Origin of the sequence: Nocardioides turkmenicus (genome assembly GCF_011045035.1) — a bacterium.
In the GTDB taxonomy this organism is placed as follows: domain Bacteria; phylum Actinomycetota; class Actinomycetes; order Propionibacteriales; family Nocardioidaceae; genus Nocardioides; species Nocardioides turkmenicus.
In genome coordinates this window covers 270,320-294,442 of record NZ_JAALAA010000005.1, presented here as the reverse complement: position 1 = coordinate 294,442, position 24,123 = coordinate 270,320, and the positions used below count along the sequence as shown (strand labels likewise).

At 70.7% G+C, this 24,123-nt stretch carries 25 protein-coding genes and 1 pseudogene; 6 read left to right on the top strand and 20 right to left on the bottom strand.

The genetic code is table 11. From position 1 onward, the window contains the following. From G5C66_RS08250 to G5C66_RS08220, 7 genes are all read right to left on the bottom strand, one after another. The coding region (locus G5C66_RS08250; RefSeq protein ID WP_165110467.1) for a histidine kinase dimerization/phospho-acceptor domain-containing protein at window positions 1-1,003 on the bottom strand (1,003 nt) is incomplete at its 3' end. Then, the gene (locus G5C66_RS08245) at window positions 1,000-1,722 is read right to left on the bottom strand and encodes a response regulator transcription factor (RefSeq protein ID WP_165110466.1); all 723 of its coding nucleotides are present in this window, start codon (window positions 1,720-1,722) and stop codon (window positions 1,000-1,002) included. The genes G5C66_RS08245 and G5C66_RS08250, both read right to left, overlap by 4 nt. A gap of 60 nt (window positions 1,723-1,782) precedes the next feature. Then, window positions 1,783-2,577, bottom strand: coding sequence for a class I SAM-dependent methyltransferase (locus G5C66_RS08240; RefSeq protein WP_165110465.1), 795 nt, complete (start codon window positions 2,575-2,577; stop codon window positions 1,783-1,785). 12 nt (window positions 2,578-2,589) lie between these two features. Further along, entirely contained in the window at window positions 2,590-3,177 is a 588-nt protein-coding gene (pspAB, locus tag G5C66_RS08235; RefSeq protein ID WP_165110464.1) for a PspA-associated protein PspAB, read from the bottom strand. Window positions 3,178-3,187: 10 nt separating this feature from the next. Beyond that, window positions 3,188-4,096 carry a zinc metalloprotease HtpX gene (htpX, locus tag G5C66_RS08230; protein WP_165110463.1) on the bottom strand — a complete coding sequence of 303 codons (909 nt, stop codon included), beginning with the start codon at window positions 4,094-4,096 and terminating at the stop codon, window positions 3,188-3,190. 6 nt (window positions 4,097-4,102) lie between these two features. Beyond that, window positions 4,103-4,381: a PspA-associated protein PspAA gene (pspAA, locus tag G5C66_RS08225; RefSeq protein WP_165110462.1), complete on the bottom strand. Its 279-nt coding sequence runs from the start codon at window positions 4,379-4,381 to the stop codon at window positions 4,103-4,105. Beyond that, entirely contained in the window at window positions 4,378-5,160 is a 783-nt protein-coding gene (locus G5C66_RS08220) for a PspA/IM30 family protein (protein ID WP_206443831.1), read from the bottom strand. The genes pspAA and G5C66_RS08220 overlap by 4 nt, the downstream gene beginning before the upstream one ends. A 187-nt stretch (window positions 5,161-5,347) precedes the next feature. Here G5C66_RS08220 and G5C66_RS08215 point away from each other — a divergent pair, with 187 nt between their 5' ends. Continuing rightward, window positions 5,348-5,932 (top strand): DUF3043 domain-containing protein, encoded by a 585-nt coding sequence (locus tag G5C66_RS08215; RefSeq protein ID WP_165110461.1) that lies wholly within the window; start codon window positions 5,348-5,350, stop codon window positions 5,930-5,932. Here G5C66_RS08215 and G5C66_RS08210 read toward each other — a convergent pair. After that, entirely contained in the window at window positions 5,923-6,318 is a 396-nt protein-coding gene (locus tag G5C66_RS08210) for a hypothetical protein (RefSeq protein WP_165110460.1), read from the bottom strand. The genes G5C66_RS08215 and G5C66_RS08210 overlap by 10 nt on opposite strands. Then, the gene (locus G5C66_RS08205; RefSeq protein ID WP_165110459.1) at window positions 6,318-6,662 is read right to left on the bottom strand and encodes an STAS domain-containing protein; all 345 of its coding nucleotides are present in this window, start codon (window positions 6,660-6,662) and stop codon (window positions 6,318-6,320) included. The genes G5C66_RS08210 and G5C66_RS08205 overlap by 1 nt, the downstream gene beginning before the upstream one ends. A 124-nt stretch (window positions 6,663-6,786) precedes the next feature. On the opposite strand from G5C66_RS08205, the gene G5C66_RS08200 reads away from it, so the two are divergent. Genes G5C66_RS08200 through G5C66_RS08190 form a run of 3 tightly spaced genes read left to right on the top strand, consistent with a single transcriptional unit; the run spans window position 6,787 to window position 9,547 of the window. Then, complete coding sequence (locus G5C66_RS08200) at window positions 6,787-7,512, top strand: response regulator transcription factor (protein ID WP_338144109.1); 726 nt, start codon at window positions 6,787-6,789, stop codon at window positions 7,510-7,512. After that, window positions 7,509-8,900: an ATP-binding protein gene (locus tag G5C66_RS08195; RefSeq protein WP_165110457.1), complete on the top strand. Its 1,392-nt coding sequence runs from the start codon at window positions 7,509-7,511 to the stop codon at window positions 8,898-8,900. Before G5C66_RS08200 ends, G5C66_RS08195 begins: the two co-directional genes overlap by 4 nt. Further along, on the top strand, window positions 8,897-9,547 hold the full coding sequence (locus tag G5C66_RS08190) for a GerMN domain-containing protein (RefSeq protein ID WP_165110456.1): 651 nt from the start codon (window positions 8,897-8,899) through the stop codon (window positions 9,545-9,547). Before G5C66_RS08195 ends, G5C66_RS08190 begins: the two co-directional genes overlap by 4 nt. Before the next feature lie 14 nt (window positions 9,548-9,561). Here the strand turns inward: G5C66_RS08190 and dapB are convergent, their stop codons facing one another. Continuing rightward, complete coding sequence (gene dapB, locus G5C66_RS08185) at window positions 9,562-10,308, bottom strand: 4-hydroxy-tetrahydrodipicolinate reductase (protein ID WP_165110455.1); 747 nt, start codon at window positions 10,306-10,308, stop codon at window positions 9,562-9,564. A gap of 132 nt (window positions 10,309-10,440) precedes the next feature. Here dapB and G5C66_RS08180 point away from each other — a divergent pair, with 132 nt between their 5' ends. Beyond that, on the top strand, window positions 10,441-10,956 hold the full coding sequence (locus G5C66_RS08180; protein WP_165110454.1) for a class I SAM-dependent methyltransferase: 516 nt from the start codon (window positions 10,441-10,443) through the stop codon (window positions 10,954-10,956). An 85-nt stretch (window positions 10,957-11,041) separates the two neighbouring features. On the opposite strand, the gene G5C66_RS08175 is transcribed toward G5C66_RS08180, so the two are convergent. From G5C66_RS08175 to G5C66_RS08140, 8 genes are all read right to left on the bottom strand, one after another. Further along, window positions 11,042-12,412 carry a M16 family metallopeptidase gene (locus tag G5C66_RS08175; protein ID WP_420901731.1) on the bottom strand — a complete coding sequence of 457 codons (1,371 nt, stop codon included), beginning with the start codon at window positions 12,410-12,412 and terminating at the stop codon, window positions 11,042-11,044. Then, entirely contained in the window at window positions 12,409-14,670 is a 2,262-nt protein-coding gene (locus tag G5C66_RS08170) for a polyribonucleotide nucleotidyltransferase (protein ID WP_165110453.1), read from the bottom strand. Before G5C66_RS08170 ends, G5C66_RS08175 begins: the two co-directional genes overlap by 4 nt. Before the next feature lie 262 nt (window positions 14,671-14,932). Next, on the bottom strand, window positions 14,933-16,117 hold the full coding sequence (locus G5C66_RS08165) for a molybdopterin-dependent oxidoreductase (RefSeq protein WP_165110452.1): 1,185 nt from the start codon (window positions 16,115-16,117) through the stop codon (window positions 14,933-14,935). A gap of 122 nt (window positions 16,118-16,239) precedes the next feature. Then, complete coding sequence (gene rpsO / locus G5C66_RS08160; protein ID WP_008363208.1) at window positions 16,240-16,515, bottom strand: 30S ribosomal protein S15; 276 nt, start codon at window positions 16,513-16,515, stop codon at window positions 16,240-16,242. 306 nt (window positions 16,516-16,821) lie between these two features. After that, entirely contained in the window at window positions 16,822-17,994 is a 1,173-nt protein-coding gene (locus G5C66_RS08155) for a DUF1700 domain-containing protein (protein ID WP_165110451.1), read from the bottom strand. Continuing rightward, a complete protein-coding gene (locus G5C66_RS08150; protein WP_206443830.1) occupies window positions 17,991-18,317 on the bottom strand; it encodes a PadR family transcriptional regulator in 327 nt (108 codons plus the stop codon). The genes G5C66_RS08155 and G5C66_RS08150 overlap by 4 nt, the downstream gene beginning before the upstream one ends. A gap of 102 nt (window positions 18,318-18,419) precedes the next feature. Further along, on the bottom strand, window positions 18,420-19,250 hold the full coding sequence (locus tag G5C66_RS08145; protein ID WP_165110449.1) for a hypothetical protein: 831 nt from the start codon (window positions 19,248-19,250) through the stop codon (window positions 18,420-18,422). A gap of 48 nt (window positions 19,251-19,298) precedes the next feature. Then, the gene (locus G5C66_RS08140) at window positions 19,299-20,234 is read right to left on the bottom strand and encodes a bifunctional riboflavin kinase/FAD synthetase (RefSeq protein ID WP_338144108.1); all 936 of its coding nucleotides are present in this window, start codon (window positions 20,232-20,234) and stop codon (window positions 19,299-19,301) included. Window positions 20,235-20,311: 77 nt separating this feature from the next. Between G5C66_RS08140 and G5C66_RS27060 the strand changes: the two are divergent. Then, window positions 20,312-22,713, top strand: a pseudogene (locus G5C66_RS27060) (penicillin acylase family protein). A 53-nt stretch (window positions 22,714-22,766) separates the two neighbouring features. Here the strand turns inward: G5C66_RS27060 and truB are convergent. Both truB and rbfA read right to left on the bottom strand, forming a co-directional pair. Beyond that, a complete protein-coding gene (truB, locus tag G5C66_RS08130) occupies window positions 22,767-23,639 on the bottom strand; it encodes a tRNA pseudouridine(55) synthase TruB (protein WP_165110448.1) in 873 nt (290 codons plus the stop codon). Then, a complete protein-coding gene (gene rbfA, locus G5C66_RS08125; RefSeq protein WP_338144106.1) occupies window positions 23,636-24,097 on the bottom strand; it encodes a 30S ribosome-binding factor RbfA in 462 nt (153 codons plus the stop codon). Before rbfA ends, truB begins: the two co-directional genes overlap by 4 nt. Window positions 24,098-24,123: the final 26 nt, after the last annotated feature.

The following is a 24,123-nucleotide window of genomic DNA, read 5'->3' as shown; positions in this document are numbered from 1 at the left end:
CGACGGCCTCCAGGAGCAGCCGGGTCAGGTCGACCGGGTCGCGGGCGAGCGGACGGCCCTGGTCGAGGCGTGCCAGCAGGAGCAGGTCCTCGACCAGCGCGGTCATCCGCAGCGTCTCCTCCTCCACCTTGCCGAGAGCCGTCGGGACCGCCTCGGGCCGCTGCTGGGCCAGCTCGGTGTAGCCGCGGATCGTGGTCAGCGGGGTGCGCAGCTCGTGGGAGGCGTCGGCGACGAACTGGCGCACCTGCTGCTCGCTGCGGTGCCGCTCGGCCAGCGAGGTCTCGACGTGGTCGAGCAGCGAGTTGAGCGCAGCCCCGACCTGGCCGACCTCGGTGTCCTCGTCGGTGAGCCGGTCGGGGACCCGCTCGGTCACCGACACCTCGCCCGAGGAGAGCGGCAGCGCGGCCACGGTGTGCGCGGTGGCGGCGACCTCGCGCAGCGGGCTGAGCTGGCGGCGTACGACGACGTAGCCGGCTCCTGCGGCCGCGAGGACGCCGAGCAGGGTCAGCAGGGCCTCCCAGAAGACCAGGCTCTCGATGGTGTTGTCGACCTCGTTGGTCGAGCGTCCGGTGACGACCACCCCCTGGTCGCCGTCGGGGAGGTTGCCCGACTGCGCGATCACCCGGTAGGGACCGTGGTCGGGCAGGTCGACGCCATGTGGACGGGCATCGACAGGTACGTCCGCCAACGCCTCCAGGTCGGCGGGGGTGAGCGACTCCACCTGGGTGGGGACGAAGTCACCGAGGTTGCCCTGGGCGGGACCGTTCTCGGGGAACACGGCGATGACCGAGTCCGGTCCGATGTTGACGTTGCTGCCGGGACGTGGGCCGGCGACGCTGCGAGCCATGTCGTGCACGTCCCGGTCCAGACGGTTCACCAGGGTCTCGCGCAGGGCGATGGTGGCGAAGGTGGCGATCAGCAGCGAGACCACCAGCACCAGCGAGACCGCGGTGATGACCAGGCGCGAGATGAGCGGTGCGACCAGCCGCTTGAGCGGGGTCACTCAGCGGCCTTCAGCACATACCCTGCGCCGCGCATCGTGTGGATCATCGGCTGCCGGCCGGCGTCGATCTTCTTGCGCAGGTAGGAGATGTAGAGCTCGACGACGTTGGCCTGGCCGCCGAAGTCGTAGGACCACACCCGGTCGAGGATCTGGGCCTTGGACAGCACCCGGCGCGGGTTGCGCATCAGGAAGCGGAGCAGCTCGAACTCGGTCGCGGTGAGGGCGATCTCCTCCCCCGCCCGGTGCACCTCGCGGGAGTCCTCGTCCATCGTCAGGTCCCCGACGCGGATCACCGAGTGCTCCTCGACCCGGGTCGCGCCGGCTCTCCGCATCAGGCCGCGCAACCGCGCGACGAGCTCCTCGAGCGAGAACGGCTTGGTGACGTAGTCGTCGCCGCCCGCGGTCAGCCCGGCGACCCGGTCCTCCACCGCGTCCTTGGCCGTGAGGAAGAGGACGGGTACGCCCGGGTTGGTCGACCGCACCCGCCGCAGGACCTCCAGCCCGTCGAAGTCGGGGAGCATCCAGTCGAGCACGATCGCGTCCGGCGCGGTCTCCTTCGCGGCGGTCACGGCCTTGGAACCGGAGTGAGCCATGGTGACATCCCAGCCCTCGAAGCGCAGCGCCATCGAGATCAGCTCGGCGATGTTCACCTCGTCGTCGACGACGAGCACCCGCAGCGGCGATCCGTCGGGGCGCGTGAGGGTCTGTGCTCCTGTCATGACCCCATCATGCGGCCGGTTGCTGTGTGCCACCTGTGAGTCGTCTGTGGCGTGTCGATGTCATCGACGCGGGGTCTCCGCAGGATCCGCTGCGCCCGTTCGGCGGGCGGTGTGGAGCATCAGGTCCGCGCGTACGTCCACGTGCTCCGGCAGCACCGCGGCCAGGTCGGCGAAGAGCGCGGACCGGTCGGCGGCCGGCAGGATCCGGATCGCGGAGATGGTGTCGAGGTGGCGCAGGTAGTCGTCGCGGGGAAGCGTGAAACGGCGCGGCACCTCCCGCTGGCGTACGTCATCGAGCCGGCCGTCGGCGAGCATCTCGTCGCCGGGGAACAGCATCGGCGCGTCCGGCGGCGACGGTGGCGGGATGTGGCGGCCCTCCGGGGCGTACGCCGCGATCGCCCGCGCCTCGGCGGCCGCGACCTTCTCGTCGGCGAGCTCGAACGGGCCGCCGAAGAAGGCCACCGCTCCCCCGGCCCGGACCAGGGCCGTGGCCTGGTCCCACCGGGTCGCCGGCGCGGTCCAGTGCCAGGCGGCGGCTGCGTAGAGCAGGTCGAACGGCTCGTGTGCCGACGGGTCGATCTCCTCCAGAGCGGCGCGCACGGCTGTCACCGGCAGGCCCGTGCACTCGCGCCGGAGCACGGCGAGCATGTCGGCGTCGGGTTCGGTCGCGACCACCTCGATCCCGGCTGCCGCGAAGGTGCGGGTCGCCTTCCCGGTGCCGGCGCCGATCTCGATCGCCCGTCGCACCGGGCCGTCGGCGACCTCGCTCACCAGCGCGACCAGGTCGTCGGGATAACCGGGCCGGCAGCGCTCGTAGGCCTCCGCGACCGCGCCGAAGCTCCGTGCTCGTTCCATGTCGGTGGCCCCTCAGAGCCCGGGGGCGCCCCAGAGCGCGAGCCAGCGGGAGAGGTCCTTCTCGACCGGCAGGTCGCCCTCGATCGCAGTGCGGACGTTGATCTCGAGCAGGTTGTCGCGCTCCTGCGGGCCGGTCGGGACGAAGGGGTAGAACGTGCCCTGCTTGTAGAGGTAGATCAGGGCGACGCGGCGTCCGTCGGCGCCGCTGAAGGCGATCAGCGAGCACAGCAGCCCCGGGCCGAAACCGTTCATCTCCAGCGTGGTGTTGACCGCGTGGAGGTCGGTCACCAAGCCGGTGATGTCGGGGTTGGCCGGGTCGAGGGGCTCGTGGTCGACGCTGAGCCAGGTGAACCCGAACTCGTCGACGCTGGTGGTCACCGTCGGCGCGCTCTCGGAGGCGCCGAGCAGCTCGACGACGTCGTTCTGCGTGCCGGCGAACCCGGCTCCCGCCGCGGCCCGGTAGCAGACCGCGCCGTCGCCGGTCGGGACCAGCCCGAGCGAGGTCTGCATGGTGAGCGCGGCGGTCGGCACCGCGAACAGCGCATCGAGGTTGGCCTGCTTCGGTCGCGTACGACCCGTGATGACGTCCCAGAAGCCCACGGGGGCGACCTTACTGCGCCGGACGGCCGAGCTCGGCCTCGATCCGGGCGAGTTGCTCGAGGCGCTGCTCGAGCGACGGGTGCGTCGAGGTGAGCGTGCGCAGCGACTGGCCGCTGATGGCCGGCGCGATGAAGAACGCGTTCATCGCCTGCGCGGACCGTAGGTCGCGGCTCGGGATCGCGGAGATCTCGCCGGTGATCTTCTGCAGCGCGCTGGCCAGCGCGCCCGGCTTCATGGTGAGCTGCGCGCCGGCGCGGTCGGCGGCGAGCTCGCGGTAGCGCGAGAGCATCCGCAGCAGCAGCCACGACACCGCGTAGACCGCCAGCGAGACCAGCAGCACCACCAGCCACACCGGGAGGCCGTTGTTGTTGTCGCGGCGCCCGCCACCGGCGTACGCACCGTATTGCGAGCCGCGGCTCAGCATCCCGGCGACGATGCCGGCCGAGGAGGCGACCGTCATGACCAGCACGTCGCGGTGGGCGACGTGGGATAGCTCGTGGGCGAGCACGCCCTCCAGCTCCTCGGCGGAGAGCCGCTGCATGATGCCGGTGGTCACCACGACCGCGGAGCGCTTCGGCGAGCGGCCGGTGGCGAAGGCGTTGGGCATGTCGGTGTAGGCGATCCCGACCCGCGGCTTCGGCATGTCGGCCAGGGTGCAGAGCCGGTCGATCATCGCGTGCAGCTCGGGCGCCTCCTGGGCCGACACCTCGCGCGCGCCCATGGCGCGCATCGCGAGGGTGTCGGAGGCGTACCACTGCCACCAGGCGATGCCGAGCCCGACGATGCCGATGATCGGTGCCCACTGGGCGGGCAGGACGAACATCAGCGCCACGATGAGCCCGACGAAGAGCGCGCCGAGCAGGAACATCACCGTGGTCATCCGGACGGTCAGCCCGGCATCACCCTGGAAGCGTGACATGTGGCTCTAGCCAGGGATGAGGCCCTCGTCGCCGAGCATCTCGGAGACCTCGGCGAGCGTGGAGCCGGGTCCGGGGAGGATCAGGTCGGAGGAGTCGATCGCGTCGACCGGGTGGGCGGTGCCCAGCGAACGAACGCTGTCGAGCAGCGCGGCGAGCGCCTCCTCGAAGACGGCCTCGTCGGTGCCCTGGCAGGCGGCCTCGACGGCAGCGTCGAGCTCGTTGAGCTTGTCGACGGCGGCGTCGTCGACGTCGTACTGCCCCTCACCCAGGATGCGAACGATCACTGCTCGGCCTTCTTCTCGGTCGCGTCGACGTCGATGACCGGCGCGTTGGCGTCGGCGCCGGGCAGCGCCTGGGTCTGCTGCGGGGAGTTGAGGCCCTTGAGGGCGGCGAGCTCGGCCTCGACGTCGTTGCTCGAGCTCAGCGCGTCGAGCTGGCGGGTGATGTCGTCGGAGGGACCGGCGGTGAGGTCGTCGAGCGCACCCGAGGCGAGCAGCTCGTCGACGGCGCCGGCGCGGGCCTGCATCTCGAGGGTCTTGTCCTCGGCACGCTGCATCGCCAGGCCGACGTCGCCCATCTCCTCGCCGATGCCGGAGACGGCCTCGTTGATCCGGGTCTGTGCCTCGGCGGCGGTGTAGGTCGCCTTGATGGTCTCCTTCTTGGTGCGGAAGGACTCCACCTTGGCCTGCAGCCGCTGCTGAGCGAGGGTGAGCTTCTCCTCCTCGCCCTGGAGGGTGGCGAGCTGGGTGCTCAGGTCGTTGATCTGGCTGGTCAGACCGCTCTTGCGGGTCAGCGCCTCGCGAGCGAGGTCCTCGCGGTTCATCTCGATGGCCTTCTGCGCCTGCTGGGTGAGCTTGTCGGACTGCTGCTTGAGCCCGTTGATCTGCAGCTCGACACGCTTGCGGCTGGTCGCGACGTCCGCGACGCCGCGGCGCACCTGCTGCAGCATCTGAAGCTGCTTCTGGTAGCTGTAGTCGAGCACCTCCCGTGGGTCCTCGGCCTTGTCGAGCGCCTTGTTTGCCTTCGCCTTGAAGACCAGGCTCAGCCGCTTCATCACACTCATCGGTTCCCTTTACGCCTCTCATATGCGGCCGACCGCCGGCCGCCCCGCGTCGTCGCTTGCCGCTGGACTCTCGTCGTCCTAGGACAAGTGTTGCCTCTCACCTTAGGTCGGGTCCACAAAACTCGCTGTCAAGGCCGGTCGGGATATCCTGTATGTGTCCCAGCCAACAGGTAAGAGGTCACTCACGTTGTTCGGTCGTAAGTCCCCCGCCCCGCAGGTCGTCGAGCCCGAGAATCCCGTCAAGGAGATCGGCAAGGGTCGGCCGACCCCTACGCGCAAGGAGGCGGAGGCGGCCCGCAAGGCGCGCCTGAAGCAGCCGCGTACGCGCAAGGAGATCAACGCCGCCAACCGCGCCCAGCGCGCCGAGCAGGGCGACAAGATGCGCCAGGCGATGAAGACCGGCGACGAGCGCTACCTGCCGCTCCGCGACAAGGGCCCGGTCAAGCGCTTCATCCGTGACTGGATCGACGCCCGGTTCACCTTCGCCGAGATCGTGCTCCCGGTGCTGATCATCGCGCTCGTGGTGCCCTACATCAGCCTCGAGCTGGCGATGTACTCCCAGCTCTTCACGCTCGTCGTGATGGCCACCGTGGTCGTCAACCTGATCGCGCTGCGCTTCCTGCTCCGCAAGGAGCTCAAGCGCCGCTTCCCCGACAACGACCTCAAGGGCACCACCTACTACGCGATCATGCGCGCCATCCAGATCCGCCCGCTGCGCCTGCCCAAGCCGCAGGTCAAGATCGGCACCCAGCTCTCCGACGACTACCGCTGATCCCCGTCGGCCTCGGGCGAGTCCTCGACCTCGCAGACGAGGCCGGCCCCACCGGCACGCTCCTGGAACGTCCACGAGCTGGCCAGGTCGGTCAGCTTCTCGGCGATGTAGGGCTCCGGTGCGGCCGCGGGCATCGAGGTGAGCGTCCAGACGGTGGCGAGCTCGACCCGGGTCGGCGTACGCCACGCCAGCTTGACCCAGATCTCGCCGGGCAGGTTCGTGACCGCGACATGGACACCGAAGGCGGCGAGCACCTCGAGCCGGTTGGCGGCGCGGTCGCCGACGACACGTGAGTCGGTCCACGCCCGCACCTGGCTCATCGCCTGGTCCGGCGTCAGCAGGCCGGCTGCCTGCTCGCGTTCCGTGTCGTGGACGGGGTTGCTCATCAACTGACCTCTCGGGTGGGGGATGGTGTGGACGGAGCCGCCTGGATGTCCCAGATGGTGTCGAGCCCGGCTCGGCGGAGCCGCCCGGCGAGCGCCGGGTCGGCGTTGCGGAGACGAAGGGGCACGCCCCTCGTGCTGCAGCGGCGCTTCGCCCACAGCAGCGCGGCGACCGTCGTCGAGGAGAACCGGGTCAGCCCGGTCAGGTCGACCACGACCGCCTCGGGACCGCCCGCGAGCATCTCCGCCAGCCGCCAGCGCAGGCTGTGGATCGCTCGCCGGCAGGTGGCGTCCGAGAACGGGACGACGACGGTCTCCTCGACCGGGTAGAAGTCTGTCTCGCTCATGCCGCCCACCCTGACCGCGCCGTATGGAGGTCCCCTCGCGGTTTCGTGTCAGTTTCGTGTCACTTCCACCCTGCGGAGCGCAACAGCCCGGCGTCGTCACCGTTCGGGTGAGACGATCCGAGACGTGCAAGAGGCAGCAAGACGAGTGCTCATCCTGGAGGACGACTACGGGCTGCGTACGTCGCTCCGGCTCTTCCTCGAGCAGGAGGGATACACGGTCGGCGAGGCGGACGACGCCGAGGTCGCCCTCAGCCTGGACGCCGAGCGGCCCTTCGACGTGATGCTCGTCGACCTCATGCTCGGCGGCATCGACGGGTTCACCTTCATCCGCAGCATCCGCCCGCGCACGACCGCGCCGATCATCGTGATCAGCGCCCGCGACGGCGCCAAGGACGTGGTCGCGGCGCTCGAGGCGGGGGCCGACGACTACGTACGCAAGCCGTTCGACGTCGCCGAGGTCAGGGCCCGGATCAAAGCCGCGCTGCGGCGCCCCGACTACCCGCTGGTGCCCGCCTCCGGTGGCTACACCCCCGCCAGCGGCATCGTGCTCGACTCGACCGACGGACCACTCGTCTTCGACCCGGCCGCCGCGACCCTGCGCCGCGGCGCCGAGGACCTCCACCTGACCAGCACGGAGTTCAAGCTCCTGCTCGCCCTGGCGACCAGCCCGGGCCGGGTGATGACCCGCGAGAACCTGGTCAGCCAGATGTGGCCGGAAGGTCACCACGGCGACGTCCGGGTCGTCGACGTGCACGTCAGCCGGCTGCGCACCAAGGTCGACACCGATCCGACGTCCCGCGGCGTCATCTCGACGGTCCGCGGGCTGGGCTACCGGCTGGACCCGCGATGAGCCGGCGGCCGCCCCGTCGGGGGCTGCGCACCAACGTGGTCGCCACGTTCGCCGCCGGGGCCCTGCTGATCAGCCTCATCCTCGCCTTCGGCACCTACTTCTCCGCGCGTCACTACCTGATCGTGCAACGCGAGCGGAACGCCCTGCAGCAGGCCTACATCGATGCCGCGCTGGTCAAGGAGCGACTGCGCACCAACGGGGTGAACGTCGCCGAGGTGCTCTCCGAGATAGCTCCGCCGAGCCGCACCACGGTGCTGGTCCGCCAGGACGGCCAGTGGTACTCCTCCGACCTCACCACGCCCGTCCACGACGCCACCCGCAGCGTCGCCAGGAGCGTCGAGGAGGGCGAGGTCGCGCTCTCCTGGAACGACGCCGGCGACCGGCCCAACATCGTGGTCGGGATCCCGCTCGAAGGTGTCGGCGCCGACTACTACGAGGTCACCTACGCCAAGGAGCTCAGCCAGACCCTCGACACCATGGGCTACGCGCTCGCCATCTCCGCGGCGCTGACGACCGTCGCCGGCGGCATCCTGGGCTGGTACGCCGCCCGGCGGGTGCTGCGTCCGCTGCGCCAGGTCGCTCTGGCCGCCGCACGCATCTCCGCCGGTGAGCTCGACACCCGGGTCGAGGCGACCGACGATCCTGACCTGGCCACGCTGACCGGGTCGTTCAACACCATGGTCGACACCGTCGTCGAGCGCCTCGACCATGACGCCCGCTTCGCCGCCGACGTCAGCCACGAGCTCCGTACGCCGGTGGCGACCCTCACCACCAGCCTCGGTGTCCTGCAGGGCGACCCCACCCTCTCGCCGAGCTCGGCGACGGCTGTCGAGCTGATGGCCGGCGAGCTGGACCGGTTCCGCGGCGCGCTCGAGGACCTGATCACGCTGGGGCGGCTCGACGCCGGGGTGCGCGAGTCGGAGTGGGAGGTGCTCGGCGTCTCCGGCCTGGTCGCCGCGGTCCTCGCCGAGGCCGGGACCGGCGGTGAGGTCACCGTCGACGTCCCCGCAGACCTCGAGATCTACGGCGACCGGCTGCAGGTCCACCGCGCGCTGGCCAACCTGGTCCGCAACGCCGAGAGCCACGGCGGCGGCCTCACCGCCGTGCACGCCTCCGCGCGGCGCGGCCACGCCGAGATCCACGTCGTCGACTCCGGCCCCGGCGTCCCCGCCGCCGAACGGGAGCGCATCTTCGACCGGTTCGCCCGGACGGGCGCTCGCGGCGCGACCACCGGGAGCGGGCTCGGGCTGAGCATCGTCGAGCAGACCGCCCAGCTCCACGACGGCTCGGTCTGGTGCCGGGAGGCCGACTCCGGGGGCGCAGACTTCGTGCTCTCCCTCCCCCTGGCACCCACCGCGAGGTCGGCCGCGGGCCGGGAGGTGACATGAGGGCGCTGCGTACGGCCTGGGTGGCGGTCGCCGCGGGTCCGCTCCTGCTCGCGGCGGTGTCGTGCGGCGTCCCCGACGACGACAAGGTACGCACCGTCGACCCCTCCGAGGTGCCCTACCACCTGCTCGACGACGCGACCGAGGTGCCGTCGGGCGCGGCGGGCGGCGCCACCGGACCGCGGCTCTACTGGGTCGACGCCCAGGACGAGCTCGTCGGCCGGCCCGCGGCGAGCTTCTGCGCCAAGACCCTCACCGGCGTCGCGAGGAACATCCTCGGCCAACTGGGCGACGGTCCCTCCTCACGCGACCTGGGCGACGGTCTCGGCACGGCCATGCCGCCGCAAGGATGGCTGGAGCTGGTCGAGATCTCCGACCGCACCGCCCACCTCCGCGTCTCCACCGACGACCGGATCGGCACCAGCCGGGTCGTGCTCGCGACGGCGCAGACGGTCCTGTCGCTGACCTCGATCCCCGGCGTGGACCGGGTCGAGATGGAGTACGACGCCGGGCCGCTGCAGGCGCCACGGTCCTCCGGTGAGCTCGCCGACGGGCCGCTGCGTCACGACGACTACCGCAGCCTTCTCGCCGACCCCGCCGAGCCGCCCAAGGACGCCCGGCTCCGACACCGCGACCTCTGTCCCGGCTGAGCTCCGGCCCCGTCTCAGGCCAGTCCGAGGACGTCCTCCAGGCCGATGGTGAGACCCGGGCGCGCGCCGATACCCCGGATCGCGGCGAGCACGCCGTGGGCGAAGGAAGCGTGCGAGAGCGAGTCGTGGCGGATGGTCAGCAGCTCGCCGACGCCGCCGAGGATGACCTCCTGGTGGGCGACCGAGCCGGACATCCGCAGCGAGTGGACCGGGATGCCGTCCACGGCCGCGCCACGAGCGCCGTCCAGCGCCGAGGTGGTCGCGTCGGGGGCCGGGCCCACGCCGGCCTGCTCGCGCGCCGCGGCGACGAGCTCGGCGGTGCGGCGTGCCGTACCGGACGGGGCGTCGGCCTTCCGCTCGTGGTGGGTCTCGACGATCTCCACCGACGGGAAATGGGCGGCCGCGAGCTCGGCGAAGCGCATCATCAGCACGGCGCCGACCGAGAAGTTGGGCACCACCATCGCGCCGACGCCCGGCGCCTTCGCCAGCCACGCCTCGAGCTGCTCGACGCGGTCGGGGCCGAAGCCGGAGGTGCCGATCACGGTGTGCACACCGTGGGACAGGCAGAACTCGGCGTTGCCCATCACCGCCTCGAGCGTGGTGACGTCGACGGCCACCTCGGCGCCGGCGTCGGTGATCGCCGACAGCTCGTCGCCGCGACCGATCCGCGCCACGAGCTCCATGTCGTCGGCGGACTCCACGGCCTCGCAGACCGCCGAACCGAGCTTGCCACGTGCACCGAGAACAGCCACCTTAGTCATGAGGCCCCACCCTATAGATCACGCTCACCCAACGATCGACCCACCATCCGGTGAACAAAACGGGAGGCTCGTCCTGACCATGTCGAAGGGCCTGTGAGCAGAACCGTAGGACTATCTGGCAGTCTTGGACCCATGGTGGTGCAGACGATCCCTGCTCGGATCCGTTGGGCCGTTGACTTCATGGACATCCAACCGAACGATCATGTCCTTGAAGTCGGCTGTGGCCCGGGGGCTGGTGCCGAGCTGATCTGTAGCCGGCTGGAGACCGGAAAGCTGTTTGCGATCGACCGCTCGGAGTCGGGCGTCGATCGTACGAAGCGACGCTGCGCGAAATACCTGGAGTCAGGACGACTCACGGTCCGTCAGATCGACCTCGCGACGCTGCGGGTGCCGGTCAAGCGGCTGACGAAGGTCTTCGCGTTCAACGTCAACCTGTTCTGGGTGCGCGACGCATCCGCCGAGATCGCGCTGCTCCATGAGCGCGTGCTCCCCGGCGGCACGGTCAACCTCTTCTACGAGGCCACCCAGCGCGAGCAGGTCCCCGAGATCATCGAGAAGTCGAGCAAGGCACTGGCCGACGCCGGCTTCCGGGTCTCCATCGTCGACTCCAAGGTCCCGGCCGCCGTCGGGATCATCGGCAAGCGCTAGCCGCCGACTCGAGATCGCGCCGAGTCGGCTCGTCTTGACGAGCCGACTCGGCCGACGATCCAGTCAGAACGCGCCGACGCGGCTCTCAGGCCGGCCCCACGACCGCGAGGATCTCGGGCCGGGTGAGGATCTCGGCAGCGACCTCGCGACAGTCCTCCAGGGTGACCGCGTCGATGCGGGCCAGGACCTCGTCGATCGAGTAGAGCTCGCGGTGGACCAGCTCGGCGCGGCCGATGCGTGACATCCGGGAGGCGGAGTCCTCCAGGCCCAGCACGAGGCCGCCGCGCAGCTGGCCCTTGCCGAGCTCGAGCTCCTCGGCGGTGATGCCGTCGCGGGCGACGGCGGCCAGCTCGGAGCGTACGACCTCGAGGACCTCGTCGAGCTTGGCCGGCAGGCAGCCGACCTGGACCCCGAAGAGACCCGTCTCGGCGTGGCTGTAGGCGTAGGAGTACACCGAGTAGGCCAGGCCGCGGTGCTCGCGGACCTCCTGGAAGAGCCGCGACGAGGTCGCCCCGCCGACCGCGGTGTTGACCACCTCGAAGGCGAAGCGGCGGTCGTCGCCACGCTGCAGGCCCTCGCGGGCCAGGATGACGTTGACCTGCTCGAGCGGGCGTTCGGTGCTGATCTCGCCGGCGACGACCTCGAGCGGCGAGCCTTCGCGTGGAGGCACCGGCGCCGCCGAGCCCTGCAGGAACCCCTGCCCGGAGAACGCCTTCTCCACCATCGCCACGACCTCGTCGTGGTCGACGTTGCCGGCGACCGAGACGACCATCCGGGGCGCGACGTAGTGCTCCTGGTAGAAGTCGTCGATCTCGTCGCGGGTCAGCCCGGAGATCGAGGCCTCCGTGCCGGCGATGCCGCGCCCGAGCGGCGTCTCGGCACCCCATGCCTGCTCGGCGACGAGGTTGTGGATGACGTCGTCGGGGTCGTCGTCGTGCATCGCGATCTCGTCGAGGATCACGTCGCGCTCCGCCTCGACGTCCTCGGCCGTGATCAGGGACGAGGTCAGCATGTCGCCGACGACGTCGATGGCGAGCGGCAGGTCGACGTCGAGCACCCGCGCGTGGAAGCAGGTGTACTCCTTGGCCGTGTAGGCGTTGAACTCGCCGCCGACGCGGTCCAGCGAGGACGAGATCTCCAAGGCCGTACGTGACGGGGTGCCCTTGAACAGCAGGTGCTCGAGGAAGTGGGAGCAGCCGTGCTGGCGCGCGGTCTCGTCCCGGGATCCGACGCCGATGAAGACGCCGACGGCGGCCGAGCGGACCCCGGCCATCTGCTCGGTCACGATCCGCAGGCCCGAGGGGTGGACCGTACGCCGTACCAGCGACGTCACCGCGCCGTTGACCTCGGTCTGCTCGAGCGTGACGGTGGTGCCCGGCTCCTGGTTATAGCCGGAGGACCGGCCGACACCCATGTGTCGACCGGTCCCCCAGGTAGTGCGTGACGCCAAGGTCACTCCTCGTCTGCGGCCTCGGTGGCGGTCTCAGCCGGGGTCTCCTCGGCGGGAGCCTCCTCCTCGAGCACCGGGGCGAGCGAGAGCTTGCCGCGGTCGTCGATCTCGGCGATCTCGACCTGGATCTTCTGGCCGACCTCGACGACGTCCTCGACCGACTCCACGCGCTTGCCGCCGTTGAGGGCGCGCAGCTTGGTGATGTGGAGCAGGCCGTCCTTGCCCGGGAGCAGGGCGACGAAGGCGCCGAAGTTGGTCGTCTTCACGACCGTGCCGAGGTAGCGCTCGCCGACCTCGGGCATGGTCGGGTTGGCGATCGCGTTGATCGCCGAGCGGGCGGCCTCGGCAGCAGCGCCGTCGGTCGCACCGATCAGGACCGTGCCGTCGTCCTCGATGGAGATCTGGGCGCCGGTGTCCTCCTGGATCTGGTTGATCACCTTGCCCTTCGGGCCGATGACCTCGCCGATCTTGTCCACGGGGACCTTCACGGTGATGATCCGCGGAGCGGTCGGAGCCATCTCCTCGACGCCGCCGATGGCCTCGTGCATGACGTCCAGGATGGTCATCCGGGCGTCCTTGGCCTGGTTCAGCGCCTGAGCGAGGACCTCGGCGGGGATGCCGTCGAGCTTGGTGTCGAGCTGCAGCGCGGTGACGAACTCCGGGGTGCCGGCGACCTTGAAGTCCATGTCGCCGTAGGCGTCCTCGGCACCGAGGATGTCGGTGATCGCGACGTACTTCGTCTCGCCGTCGATCTCACCGGAGATCAGCCCCATCGCGATGCCGGCGACCGGGGCCTTCAGCGGGACACCGGCGTTGAGCAGCGACATCGTCGAGGCGCAGACCGAGCCCATCGAGGTGGAGCCGTTGGAGCCCATCGCCTCGGAGAGCTGGCGGATCGCGTAGGGGAACTCCTCGCGGCTCGGGATCACCGGCAGGAGCGCGCGGCGGGCGAGCGCACCGTGGCCGACCTCGCGGCGCTTGGGCGAGCCGACGCGGCCGGTCTCACCGGTGGAGAACGGCGGGAAGACGTACTTGTGCATGTAGCGGCGCGACTTCTCCGGGGAGAGGGTGTCGAGCTGCTGCTCCATCTTGAGCATGTCGAGGGTGGTGACGCCCAGGATCTGGGTCTCGCCACGCTCGAAGAGCGCGGAGCCGTGGACCCGCGGGATCACGCCGACCTCGGAGTGCAGCGGACGGATGTCGGCCAGGCCGCGACCGTCGATGCGGACCTTGTCGCGCAGGACCTGCTCGCGCACGGCCTTCTTGGTGATGGCCCGGTACGCCGCGCCGATCTCACCCTCACGGCCCTCGAACTGCGCGCCGATCTTCTCGATCAGGGACGCCTTGATCCGGTCGGCCTCGTCCTCGCGCTCGTGCTTGGACAGCGTGCGCTCACGCTTGCCACCCACGGTGTAGAGGTCGCGCACGTCGGCGCCGACGGTGGCCTCGACGGCCTCGTAGACGTCGTCCTGGTAGTCCAGGAAGATCGGGTAGTCCTGCACCGGCTTGGCGGCCTGCTTGGCCAGCTCGGCCTGGGCCTCGACCAGCTGCTTGATGAACGGCTTGGCGGCGTCCAGACCACCGGCCACGATCGGCTCGGTCGGCGCCTGCGCACCGGACTGGACCAGGTCCCAGGTCTGCTCGGTGGACTCGGCCTCCACCATCATGATGGCGACGTCGCCGGCGTCGGTGACGCGGCCGGCGACGACCATGTCGAAGACCGCGTTCTCGAGCTGGCTGTGGGTCGGGAACGCGACCCACTGGCCCTCGATCAGGGCGACGCGCACGCCGCCGACCGGACCGGAGAACGGCAGGCCGGAGAGCTGGGTGGACATCGACGCCGCGTTGATCGCGAGCACGTCGTAGGGCTGGTCGGGGTCGAGCGCCATGACGGTGATGACGACCTGGACCTCGTTGCGCAGACCCTTCTTGAAGGTCGGGCGCAGCGGGCGGTCGATCAGGCGGCAGGTGAGGATCGCGTCCTCGCCCGGGCGGCCCTCGGAACGGAAGAAGGAGCCGGGGATCTTGCCCGCGGCGTACATCCGCTCCTCGACGTCGATGGTGAGCGGGAAGAAGTCGAAGTGGTCCTTCGGCTGCTTCGAGACGGTGGTCGCCGACAGCAGCATCGTCTCGTCGTCGAGGTAGGCGGTCACGGAACCCGCGGCCTGCCGAGCGAGGAGCCCGGTCTCGAACTTGACGGTGCGGGTGCCGAACTTGCCGTTGTCGATGGTGGTCTCGACGGCAGTGATGACTGGTTCGGTCAAGGAATTCGTCCTTAGTCTTTGTCGCGGAGCGTCCCCGCGCCGGGCGTGTGCGCTCGTTGCGCACAGGGCCGGTCTTCGATCGAGACCCTCAGCCTTCGCGGCGGATGCCGCAATCTGGGAGTCACTACCGAGGACCGAGCCGGTCGGGCGGGCCGCTCCTGGTGATGATCTTTTCTTCGTACGCCGGCCGGTGGCCGTAGCACTCTCGGTCCAGCCTATCCGTCGACCACCCGAAACGTGGAACGCGCGCCCCCGACGCGTCTCAGACGACGGTGACGGGGTGGCGTACGACGGCGTCGAAGAAGTAGCCGCCAGGGTTGTGGGCGGCGACGTCGGGCTGGGTGCGGCCGGCCCGGTCGGTGGCGCGGACGAGGACCTCGTACGCCCCGGGCGCCGGGTTGCGCCAGGTGTGGTCCCACTGCGCCCAGCCGAGGCCGTGGCCGCCGGTGGGACGGCCGGGCGCGTGCGGCACGGCCAGCGCCCAGGTCCGGCCGCCGTCGGTGCTGATCTCGACGCGCGCGATCGGCGCCGCACCGGACCAGGAGCGGCCGCTCAGCACGATCCGCTCCCCCGCCGGGATCTCGGCGTTCCACTCCAGCTCGAGGGCCGAGCGGACGGGGTTGACGGTGAGCGGGCCGTCGACGTTGTACCACTTGGTGTCCCACGGCGAGGTCAGCACGCTCGTGGACACCTCCAGCGAGCCGAGCCACTTGATCGAGGCGATCCCGATCCAGCCGGGCAGCAGCAGCCGTAGCGGATACCCGTGGTCGGGCAGCAGGTCCTCACCGTTGGCGCCCCACACCAGCAGGGCGTCGTCGTAGGCCTTCTCGATCGGGAACGGCCGGCGCACCCGGCCGTAGTCGACGCCCTTGTCCACATAGCTGGCGTCGAGCCCGGTCGCCTGCACCGAGACCGCGTCCTGGCGGACACCGACCGCGGTGAGGACGTCTTGGAGGCGTACGCCCCTCCAGCGGACCGCGCCCACCGCGCCCAGCGTCCACTTGGTGCCGCTGACCTCCTGGCCCTGCTGGGTGGCGAAGAAGCTGCGGCCGTTGCCGGTGCACTCGTGGACCGAGGTCGTCTCGACGTGCCGGAAGGCTTTGAGGTCGTCGAGGGTGAGCTGCACCCCGGCGGGGTCGCGCAGGCCGTCGCCGAAGATCTCCAGCCGGTACGTCCCGGCGTCGATCCGCGGGGTCGCGGTGTGGTTGCGCACGAACAGGTCGGCCTGCGGAGTCAGGTAGCGGCGCGGGTCGACCGAGTCCCAGCGGGTCTCGGCGTTGGTGCCGTAGTCGACGAAGCGCTCGACCGGCAGCGGCTTGAGGATGGCCGGGGCACCGGCCGCGGCGCCGGTCGTGACGGACTGGGTGGCCTGGGTGGTGCCCACCGCGGCCGCGCCGAGCGCGGAGGCCGTGAGGAAGGAGCGGCGGTTCAACCCTGCGCGTGTCATGCCCGCCAGATTAACACTACTAACTTGATATAGATAGTTCTCCGGACCCTCGGGGCACCCCGGGAAAACGAACAGCGGCCGCCCGGTGATCCGGGCGGCCGCTGCGTACGAAGATCAAGCGATCAACGACGAAGGCCGAGCTTCTCGATGATCGAGCGGTAGCGCTCGATGTCCTTCTTCTGAAGGTAGTTGAGAAGGCGGCGGCGCTGGCCGACGAGCAGCAGCAGACCACGACGGCTGTGGTGGTCGTGCTTGTGCTCCTTGAGGTGGTCGGTCAGGTGGGAGATGCGGTGCGACAGCAGCGCGATCTGCACCTCCGGCGAGCCGGTGTCACCCTCGGTCGTGGCGTACTCGGCGATGATCTTCTTCTTGGTCTCCGCGTCAGTTCCAACTGCCATGCGAAGGCTCCCTTCCGGCCCGTGGGCCTACTCGTTGCGCGGCGCGCCCGGGCCTGTTCACCGGGGCACTCTTGGTCCGCGGCCGATTTCACGGCTTGAGCTGCCGACCCCATGGGACGGCAACCCGAGAAGATTAACAGCGAGCCGGGGTGCGCCCCGAATCGCCGCCGGATCAGGCCACCAGCACGAGTCGTGCCACCAGCCGGCGCAACCTCCACCACAGCTTCATCGCATCCTCACCCTCGCCCTCGCCTCTCCGCCATATGGATCGACGCTGCAGATCCGGGATCGGTTGCATCGGTCGGGTCATGGCTTGTCGGCGGTACCCGCGGACGCGCTCGGTGATGCGCTCGGGGACGCACTCGGTGAGCTCGTCGCAACCCCGGGTAGCGAGACCTCCGGCACGGTGGCCAGCGGCGGCTCCTGGATCGCCGGCGCGTCCTCGGCCCCCTCGGCGAAGGCGTTGGGGTCGAGCGCGGTGTCCGGCTGGACGCGGCTGGGCAGCGGGAAGACGTTGTAGAGCTGCGCGGCACCGTTGGACCAGGGATAGAAGATCCGCGGCTGGAGCGGCTCGCCGGTCATCTCGTCGGTGCAGGCGACCTCGGCCATGTCGAGCTCGTCGACGGCCAGCGGCGGAAGCGGCGCGGCAGTCGTCGAGGTGCAGTCGGGCTGGGTGACGACGTCGATCGGCTTGCCGTCCTGGTCGAAGAGCTGGACGCCGGTCAGCGGCTTGCCCGAGGCGTCGTAGGGATAGATGTTGCTGACCCACCTGCCGTCGGAGTAGATCCCCGCCTGCTCCTCGATCGGCGTGGCATAGCCGCCCGCACCTGCCTCGTTGAAGCCGTCGCTCCACCCGCGGTCGTACTCGGAGCCGCCGACGCCACCGCTCGCCCAGGTCATGAAGAGCACGAACACGGCGAACGCGTTGAGGACCAGGAGCACGACCCGCGCGAGGGTCCCGCGCTCGCCACCCGGCCAGACCCGGCCGGCGCCGATGAGCATGCTGACCGCCACCGCGACGATGAGGAGCACGACCGCGGGCGCGCTCGACATGCTCCAGCCGAACATCGCCGAGACCAGCCAGACCGCGGCCCAGGCACGCACGATCCACCACAGCGGCCGCAGCCAGGCGACCACAGGACGCAGATCCGTGCGCAGCAGCTCACCGAGCTTGGCGACCCCGGCATCGAAGCGGGCGTGGCCGGCGTCCAGGAACCCGTCGACCTGCTCCGCGAGGCCGCGAGGCGGCCTCGCGCCCGCGGGGATCCCCGCGGCCGCCCGCAGCTCCTTGGCGTACTCCACCGGATCCCCGAGAGCATCGGGCCCGCGCTCCTCGACCAGCTCGGTGAAGTCGGCCTCGAGCCCGTCGGTGATGTCGCTCAGCACCTCCGGGTCGAGGTCGGCGAGCTCGCGGCGTACGCGAGCCAGGAAGAGCCGCACCTCCGGTGCGACGTTCGCCTCTGCATCTGTGGTCGTCATGCGCGTGCCCCTTGAAGGATCTGGGTGACAGTGGTGGAGAAGTGGGACCAGTCCTCGCGCTGTTGCTTGAGCTGGCCTTGCCCGGCGGGCGTGATGCCGTAGTACTTGCGGTGCGGACCGGACTCCGACGGCACGACGTAGGAGGTCAGGGAACCGGCGGCGTACAGCCGCCGCAGGGTGCCGTAGACCGACGCGTCCCCGACATCCGTGAGCCCGCTGTCGCGGAGCTTGCGGACGATGTCATAGCCGTACGCGTCCTCGCCGTCGACGACGGCCAGCACGGTCAGGTCGAGCACCCCTTTGAGCAGCTGGGTGGTATCCATGCTTGGCACACTACTACGCAGTGCGCACTACTTGCCAGAGCATTGCACCGCGCGCCGCCGAGAAGCCGTGGCTCTCAGCGGCACGGAGGCGAGCTCAGCGAACTAGGACCGCCCGCGTACGTCGCGGACGAAGTCCTTCCAGGCGGCCGTGTCGCTCGCCGGGCCGGAGCCGCGGGCCGGGCCGGTGAAGGTGCGGACCTGGACGGGCTGAGCCAGCCGGCCAGCAGGCGAGGCGGGGACGATCCGGGTCTGGGCGGTCGGCACGGCGACACTCGACCGCAACTGCTGACCGTAGCCGCCGGGAGCGTTCCCCGCCGCGCTGTCGGAGATGAGCGTGGACATCGAGGTGTATTCGACCCGGTTGCCGGGAACCGCGAGCCAGATCAGCGCGATCAGGAGCCCGATCGCCCACCCGTAGGTCACCCCGTACGCAGCGCCCGTCTCGAGCACCTCGCCGAGCGAGGCACGCACCTGGGCCGAGCGGCCGTCGGTGAAGTAGGTGTAGAGGGCGCCGGCGAGCTGGCCCGCGGCGGTGGCGACGATCGCGGCGAACCAGCAGCCGAGGAACACCGGCCAGAACGCCCGCGGCCAGATGCCGACGGTGCCGAGCCAGGTCAGCAGTCCGGTGAGCACGAAGACGGTCGCGGTGAGGATGGCGGAGAGCACCAGCGCATCGCCGGAGAAGAGACCACCGAACGACTCCTCGCCGAAGTAGGCCAGGCGGTCACCGAGCAGCGTGGCCGCCCACCCGGCCGAGTCGGTGCCGTTCTCCTCGGCCCAGCCGGAGAACGGCGCCGAGCCGGAGAGGAACTGCAGGACCCAGAGCCCGCCGGTGACGAGGACCGCGTTGATGAAGGCCGGGATGCCCCCGCGGGCACGGTCGGCCTCGACCTCGGTCTCGAAGGCGGACGTCGGGGTGGCATGGGGCTCCATGACAGACAATTCAACCGCACCTGGAACCCGGTGGGTAGAGCCTCCGCGCTACTGCGGCATGAGGATCTCGCGCGCCCGCTCGACGTCGGCGCGCATCTGCTCCACGAGCGCGTCGATCCCCTCGAACGCGACCATGCCGCGCAGCCGCTCCACGAAGGCGACCTCGACCTCGACCCCGTAGAGCTCCAGGTCGTCGCGGTCGAGCACGTAGGACTCGACCCGGCGCCCGACCACGCCCTCGAAGGTGGGGTTGGTGCCGACCGAGATCGCGGCCGGGAACTGCTCCCCCGTGTCGCGCCGGGTCAGCCAGCCCGCGTAGATGCCGTCGGGCGGCACCGCGGTCAGCGAGTCGGTGGGCACGTTGGCGGTCGGGAAGCCGAGCTCGCGGCCACGCTGGTCGCCCTTCACGACGACGCCACGCACGGAGTAGGGACGACCCAGCGCCTCCGCGGCTCCGGTGACGTCGCCGGCCGCCAGGCACGTACGGATGTAGGTCGAGGACCACACCTGGGGCCCGCCGTCGAGCGGGATCCCCTCGGCGGAGAAGTCGTGGATCTTGCCGTAGGCGACCAGGTCGGCGACGTCGCCGGCGGCCTTGCAGCCATAGCGGAAGTTGGCGCCGACCACGCACGCCTCGGCGTGCAGCGCGTCGACGAGCACCCGCTGGGCGAACTCGTCGGGCGTCCAGTTGGCCATCTCCATGTCGAAGGGCAGCGCGAGCACGGCGTCGGCACCGGCGGCGAGCAGCAGCTCGGCGCGCACCTCCATCGTGGTGAGCACACCAGGGGCGTGCTCGGGCCGCAGCACCGCCATCGGGTGCGGGTCGAAGGTGACCGCCACCAGGGTGAGGTCCTTGGCGTCCGCCACCTCGCGTCCCCGGCGCAGCACATGCTGGTGTCCGAGGTGGACTCCGTCGAAGTTGCCGATCACGACACAGGTGCGGCCGAGGTCGGACGGCACCTCGCTCAGACTTCTCCAGAACACGCCGCCAGAATATCCATGCTCGGACCCCTTCCCGGATCCGGGCCACCTGGCAACCAACCAGTAACGTGTTCTACCCCATGCTCGTTGGGGGAACCATGGAGAGCCTCGTACGCAGAGCCGCCAGGTCCCTCGCCCCACTGGTCCTTCTCGGTGGCGTCCTGAGCGCTCCGGCCGCGGCCGCCGAGCCGCCTGCGGCGTACGACGCGACGGTGCGGATCACCGAGCACGGGATCCCGCACATCACCGCCCGCGACTGGGGCTCGTTGGGCTACGGCAGCGGCTGGGCGACCGCCGGGGAGGCGACCTGCACCCTCGCCGACATCCTGCTCAGCGCCCGCGGCGAGCGCTCCCGATGGCTGGGTGCGGAGGCGACGTACGACGACGCGGTCTCCAAGCCGGCGACCAACCTCGACTCCGACGTGCTGGTCGGCGACCTGCACAACCGCCGCGTGGTCGAGAGGCTGCTCGACTCCCCCGCCGGACCTTCGGCGCGGGCACGGGAGATGGTGCGCGGCTACGCCGCCGGGGTCAACGAGTGGCTGCGTACGCACGAGGTCACCGACCCCGCCTGCGCCGACGCTCCCTATCTCCGGCCCGACGTCACCGAGACGGACATCTGGTACGGCGTCTACCTGGCCAACCTGATCGCCTCGGCCGGGCAGTTCGTCGGCGAGATCAACCAGGCCGCTCCCCCGTCGCTGGCCGACCCTGGGCTTCCCGGCTTGCCGAAGACCGCCGCCGAGGTGCCGGCGGCGGCCGCGAAGGTCGACAAGGAGGCGCTGCTGGCCTCGCTGGGCCGCGACCCGGAGCGCGCCTTCGGGTCCAACGCGACCGCGATCGGCGGTGAGGCCAGCTCGACCGGTGCCGGGATGCTGCTCGGCAACCCGCACTTCCCCTGGCAGGGCCGCTACCGGTTCACCCAGCAGCACCTGACGATCCCCGGTGAGTACGACGTGGCCGGCGCCTCGCTGATCGGCTCACCGGTGGTCAACATCGGCTGGAACGACGACGTCGCCTGGAGCCACACGGTCTCGACCGCCTATCGCTTCACGCCGTACGAGTACACGACCCTCGGGCCCGGCACCCGATACCTCACCCCGGACGGTGTGCGGAGCGCCGAGCGGCGCGAGGTGGAGTCGAGGTGAAGACCGCCTCGGGCACGACCACGGTCACCGAGGACCTCTACCGCACCCCCGAGGGCTACGTCATCGACTCCCCGTCGCAGCTGATGGCCTGGGGACCGCAGAGCTTCTGGGCGATCCGGGACGCCAACGCCGAGCACCTCCGCACCCTCGACACGTTCCTCGGCATGGGCGACGCGTCCTCCGTCGAGGACCTGCTGGAGCGCCAGGACGCGGGCGGCGGGATGCCGTGGGTCAACACGATCGCGGCCGACCGGCACGGCGACGCCCTCTACGCCGACCACTCGGTCGTCCCGCACGTCACCGACGAGCACGCCTCGCGCTGCATGACCGTCGTCGGCCGGCTGCTGAACACGGTCGCCGGCCTGCCCGGCCTCGACGGCAACCGTGCCGGCTCCTCGTGCGCCTGGGGCACCGACGCCGACGCCCAGCGTCCGGGGATCTTCGGCGACCGGCACCTCCCCGACGTCGTACGCCGCGACTGGGTCATGAACGCCAACGACTCCTTCTGGCTGCCCAACCCCGAGTCCCCGCTGGAGGGCTACCCCGCGATCATCGGCTGCGAGCGCTGCGAGCGGACGATGCGTACGCAGATGGTGGCTCGCTACGTCATGGACCGGCTCGCCGCCGAGGGCGTCGAGACGCCGGCCTCGCTGGCGGAGCACCAGCACGACAACCGGCAGCGGACGGCCGAGGTGATGAAGGCCGACGGCGCGCTCGACCGGGTCTGCCGGCTCACCGGCGAGCAGGAGGCGTGTGCGGTCCTGGCCGCGTGGGACGGGCGCTCGGACGCGACCTCGGTCGGCACCGCCATCTTCACCGAGTTCGTCAAGCGCGCCCCGAGCGGGATCCAGCTCTGGCGCGTCCCGTTCAATGCCGACGACCCGCTGAACACCCCGCGCGGGCTGCGCACCACACCGAGCACGGTCAAGGCGATGAAGGACGCGATCACGGCCGTCGAGGCGACCGGCCTCCCGATCGACTCGCCCTGGGGCGCCTACCAGGTCGCCGCAGACCGCGGCGCTCCCCCGCTCCCTCTGGGCGGCGGCGAGGGCAACCTGGCCGGCAACGCCAACGCGCTGGCCTCCCGCAAGCCGACCCACAACCTCGGCTATGCCCGGCCGATCACCTACGGCTCCTCGCACATCCAGGCCGTCTCGTTCGGACCCGACGGCGTCGAGCCCCGCACGATCCTCACCTACGGCCAGTACGAGGACCCCGGGTCACCGTGGTCCAGCGACCAGACCCGGCTCTTCTCCGAGGAGAAGTGGGTCAGCTTCCCGTGGACCGACGCCGAGATCCGGGCCGACCTCGTCCAGACCGTACACCTGCGCTGACCCTCCCCGCCGAGGCGTCACCCCCGCAGGCCGAAGCGTCACTGCGTGGAATGTCAGCCGACGAAGACCGCCGTCGCCTTGGCGGTCTCGGGCCCGACCGGCTCGTAGAGTGCCAGGAACTCGCCGTCGGGGGCGAAGACGCCGGTGAGCCCGTCGAGCGCGACCTTGAGCTTGCGGCCGTAGCGGACGTCCTGGGCCTGCTCCTCGGAGAGGTCGTAGGGGGTGAACGCGGCGCGGGCGGCGTCGGCCAGCGGCAGCACCGCGAACTCGTCGGAGAGCTCCTCGAGCGTCCGGGCGACGTCGAGCCCGTACGGCCCCACCGCGGTCCGGCGCAGCATCGTCAGGTGTCCACCGACCCCGAGCGCCTCCCCGACGTCACGGGCGATCGCGCGGATGTAGGTGCCCGAGGAGCAGCGCACGGCGATGTCTACGTCGACCACGTCGGCCTCGCGCCGGATCTCACCGACGGTGAGCTCGTGCACCGTGACCGGCCGCGCCTTCAGCTCGACCTGCTCCCCGTCGCGTACGCGCTGGTAGGCACGCTTGCCGTCGACCTTGATCGCCGACACCGCGGTCGGCACCTGGAGGATGTCACCGACCTGGCTCGCGAACGCGCTGCGTACGCGCTCTTCGTCGAGGCCGGCGGCCGAGCTCGTCGAGACCACCTCGCCCTCGGCGTCGTCGGTGGTCGTGGAGACCCCGAGCCGCACGGTCGCCGAGTAGGCCTTCTCGGTCAGCATCAGATGACCGAGGAGGCGGGTGGCCCGCTCGACCCCCAGGACGAGTACGCCGGTGGCCATCGGGTCCAGCGTGCCGGCATGCCCGACCTTGCGGGTGCCCGCCAGCCGGCGTACGCGCGCGACGACGTCGTGGGAGGTGACGCCGGCGGGCTTGTCGACGACGACGAGACCGGAGCGAGCGCTCACTCCTCGTCGTCCTCGTCCCACTCGTCCTCGGTCTCACGAGGCTTCTTGTAGGGGTCGGGCTCGCCGGCGTAGGTGGTGCCGCGGGAGGCGGCGACCGCGTCGTCCTGCGCCTTGGCGCGGGCGAGCACGTCGTCGAGGTGGCGGGCCGTCTCGGGCAGCGCGTCGTGGATGAACTCCAGCGTCGGAGCGGTGCGGGTGCCGAGCTGCTTGGCCACCTCGGAGCGGATCAGCCCCTTGGCGGACTCCAGCGCCGCGGCCGTGCCGGCCAGCTCCGCCTCCGAGTCGGCGCCCAGGACGGTGTAGAAGATCGTCGCCTGCTGGCTGTCGCCGGTCACCCGGACGTCGGTGACGGTGACGAACCCGATCCGCGGGTCCTTGATCCGCCGCTCCAGCATCTGCGCCACGATGACCTTGATCCGGTCAGCGATCCGGCGAACTCGTGGGCTACTCATGTTCACACTCTCTCAAATAATCGAAGCAAATC

Bases quoted from the DNA above. Each gene is read 5' to 3' on its own strand.
- G5C66_RS08245 (WP_165110466.1), bottom strand. From the start codon at position 1,722: ATGACAGGAGCACAGACCCTCACGCGCCCCGACGGATCGCCGCTGCGG.
- G5C66_RS08240 (WP_165110465.1), bottom strand. From the start codon at position 2,577: ATGGAACGAGCACGGAGCTTCGGCGCGGTCGCGGAGGCCTACGAGCGC.
- htpX (WP_165110463.1), bottom strand. From the start codon at position 4,096: ATGTCACGCTTCCAGGGTGATGCCGGGCTGACCGTCCGGATGACCACG.
- G5C66_RS08220 (WP_206443831.1), bottom strand. From the start codon at position 5,160: ATGAGTGTGATGAAGCGGCTGAGCCTGGTCTTCAAGGCGAAGGCAAAC.
- G5C66_RS08210 (WP_165110460.1), bottom strand. From the start codon at position 6,318: ATGAGCAACCCCGTCCACGACACGGAACGCGAGCAGGCAGCCGGCCTG.
- G5C66_RS08205 (WP_165110459.1), bottom strand. From the start codon at position 6,662: ATGAGCGAGACAGACTTCTACCCGGTCGAGGAGACCGTCGTCGTCCCG.
- G5C66_RS08195 (WP_165110457.1), top strand. From the start codon at position 7,509: ATGAGCCGGCGGCCGCCCCGTCGGGGGCTGCGCACCAACGTGGTCGCC.
- G5C66_RS08190 (WP_165110456.1), top strand. From the start codon at position 8,897: ATGAGGGCGCTGCGTACGGCCTGGGTGGCGGTCGCCGCGGGTCCGCTC.
- dapB (WP_165110455.1), bottom strand. From the start codon at position 10,308: ATGACTAAGGTGGCTGTTCTCGGTGCACGTGGCAAGCTCGGTTCGGCG.
- G5C66_RS08180 (WP_165110454.1), top strand. From the start codon at position 10,441: ATGGTGGTGCAGACGATCCCTGCTCGGATCCGTTGGGCCGTTGACTTC.
- G5C66_RS08165 (WP_165110452.1), bottom strand. From the start codon at position 16,117: ATGACACGCGCAGGGTTGAACCGCCGCTCCTTCCTCACGGCCTCCGCG.
- rpsO (WP_008363208.1), bottom strand. From the start codon at position 16,515: ATGGCAGTTGGAACTGACGCGGAGACCAAGAAGAAGATCATCGCCGAG.
- G5C66_RS08155 (WP_165110451.1), bottom strand. From the start codon at position 17,994: ATGACGACCACAGATGCAGAGGCGAACGTCGCACCGGAGGTGCGGCTC.
- G5C66_RS08150 (WP_206443830.1), bottom strand. From the start codon at position 18,317: ATGGATACCACCCAGCTGCTCAAAGGGGTGCTCGACCTGACCGTGCTG.
- G5C66_RS08145 (WP_165110449.1), bottom strand. From the start codon at position 19,250: ATGGAGCCCCATGCCACCCCGACGTCCGCCTTCGAGACCGAGGTCGAG.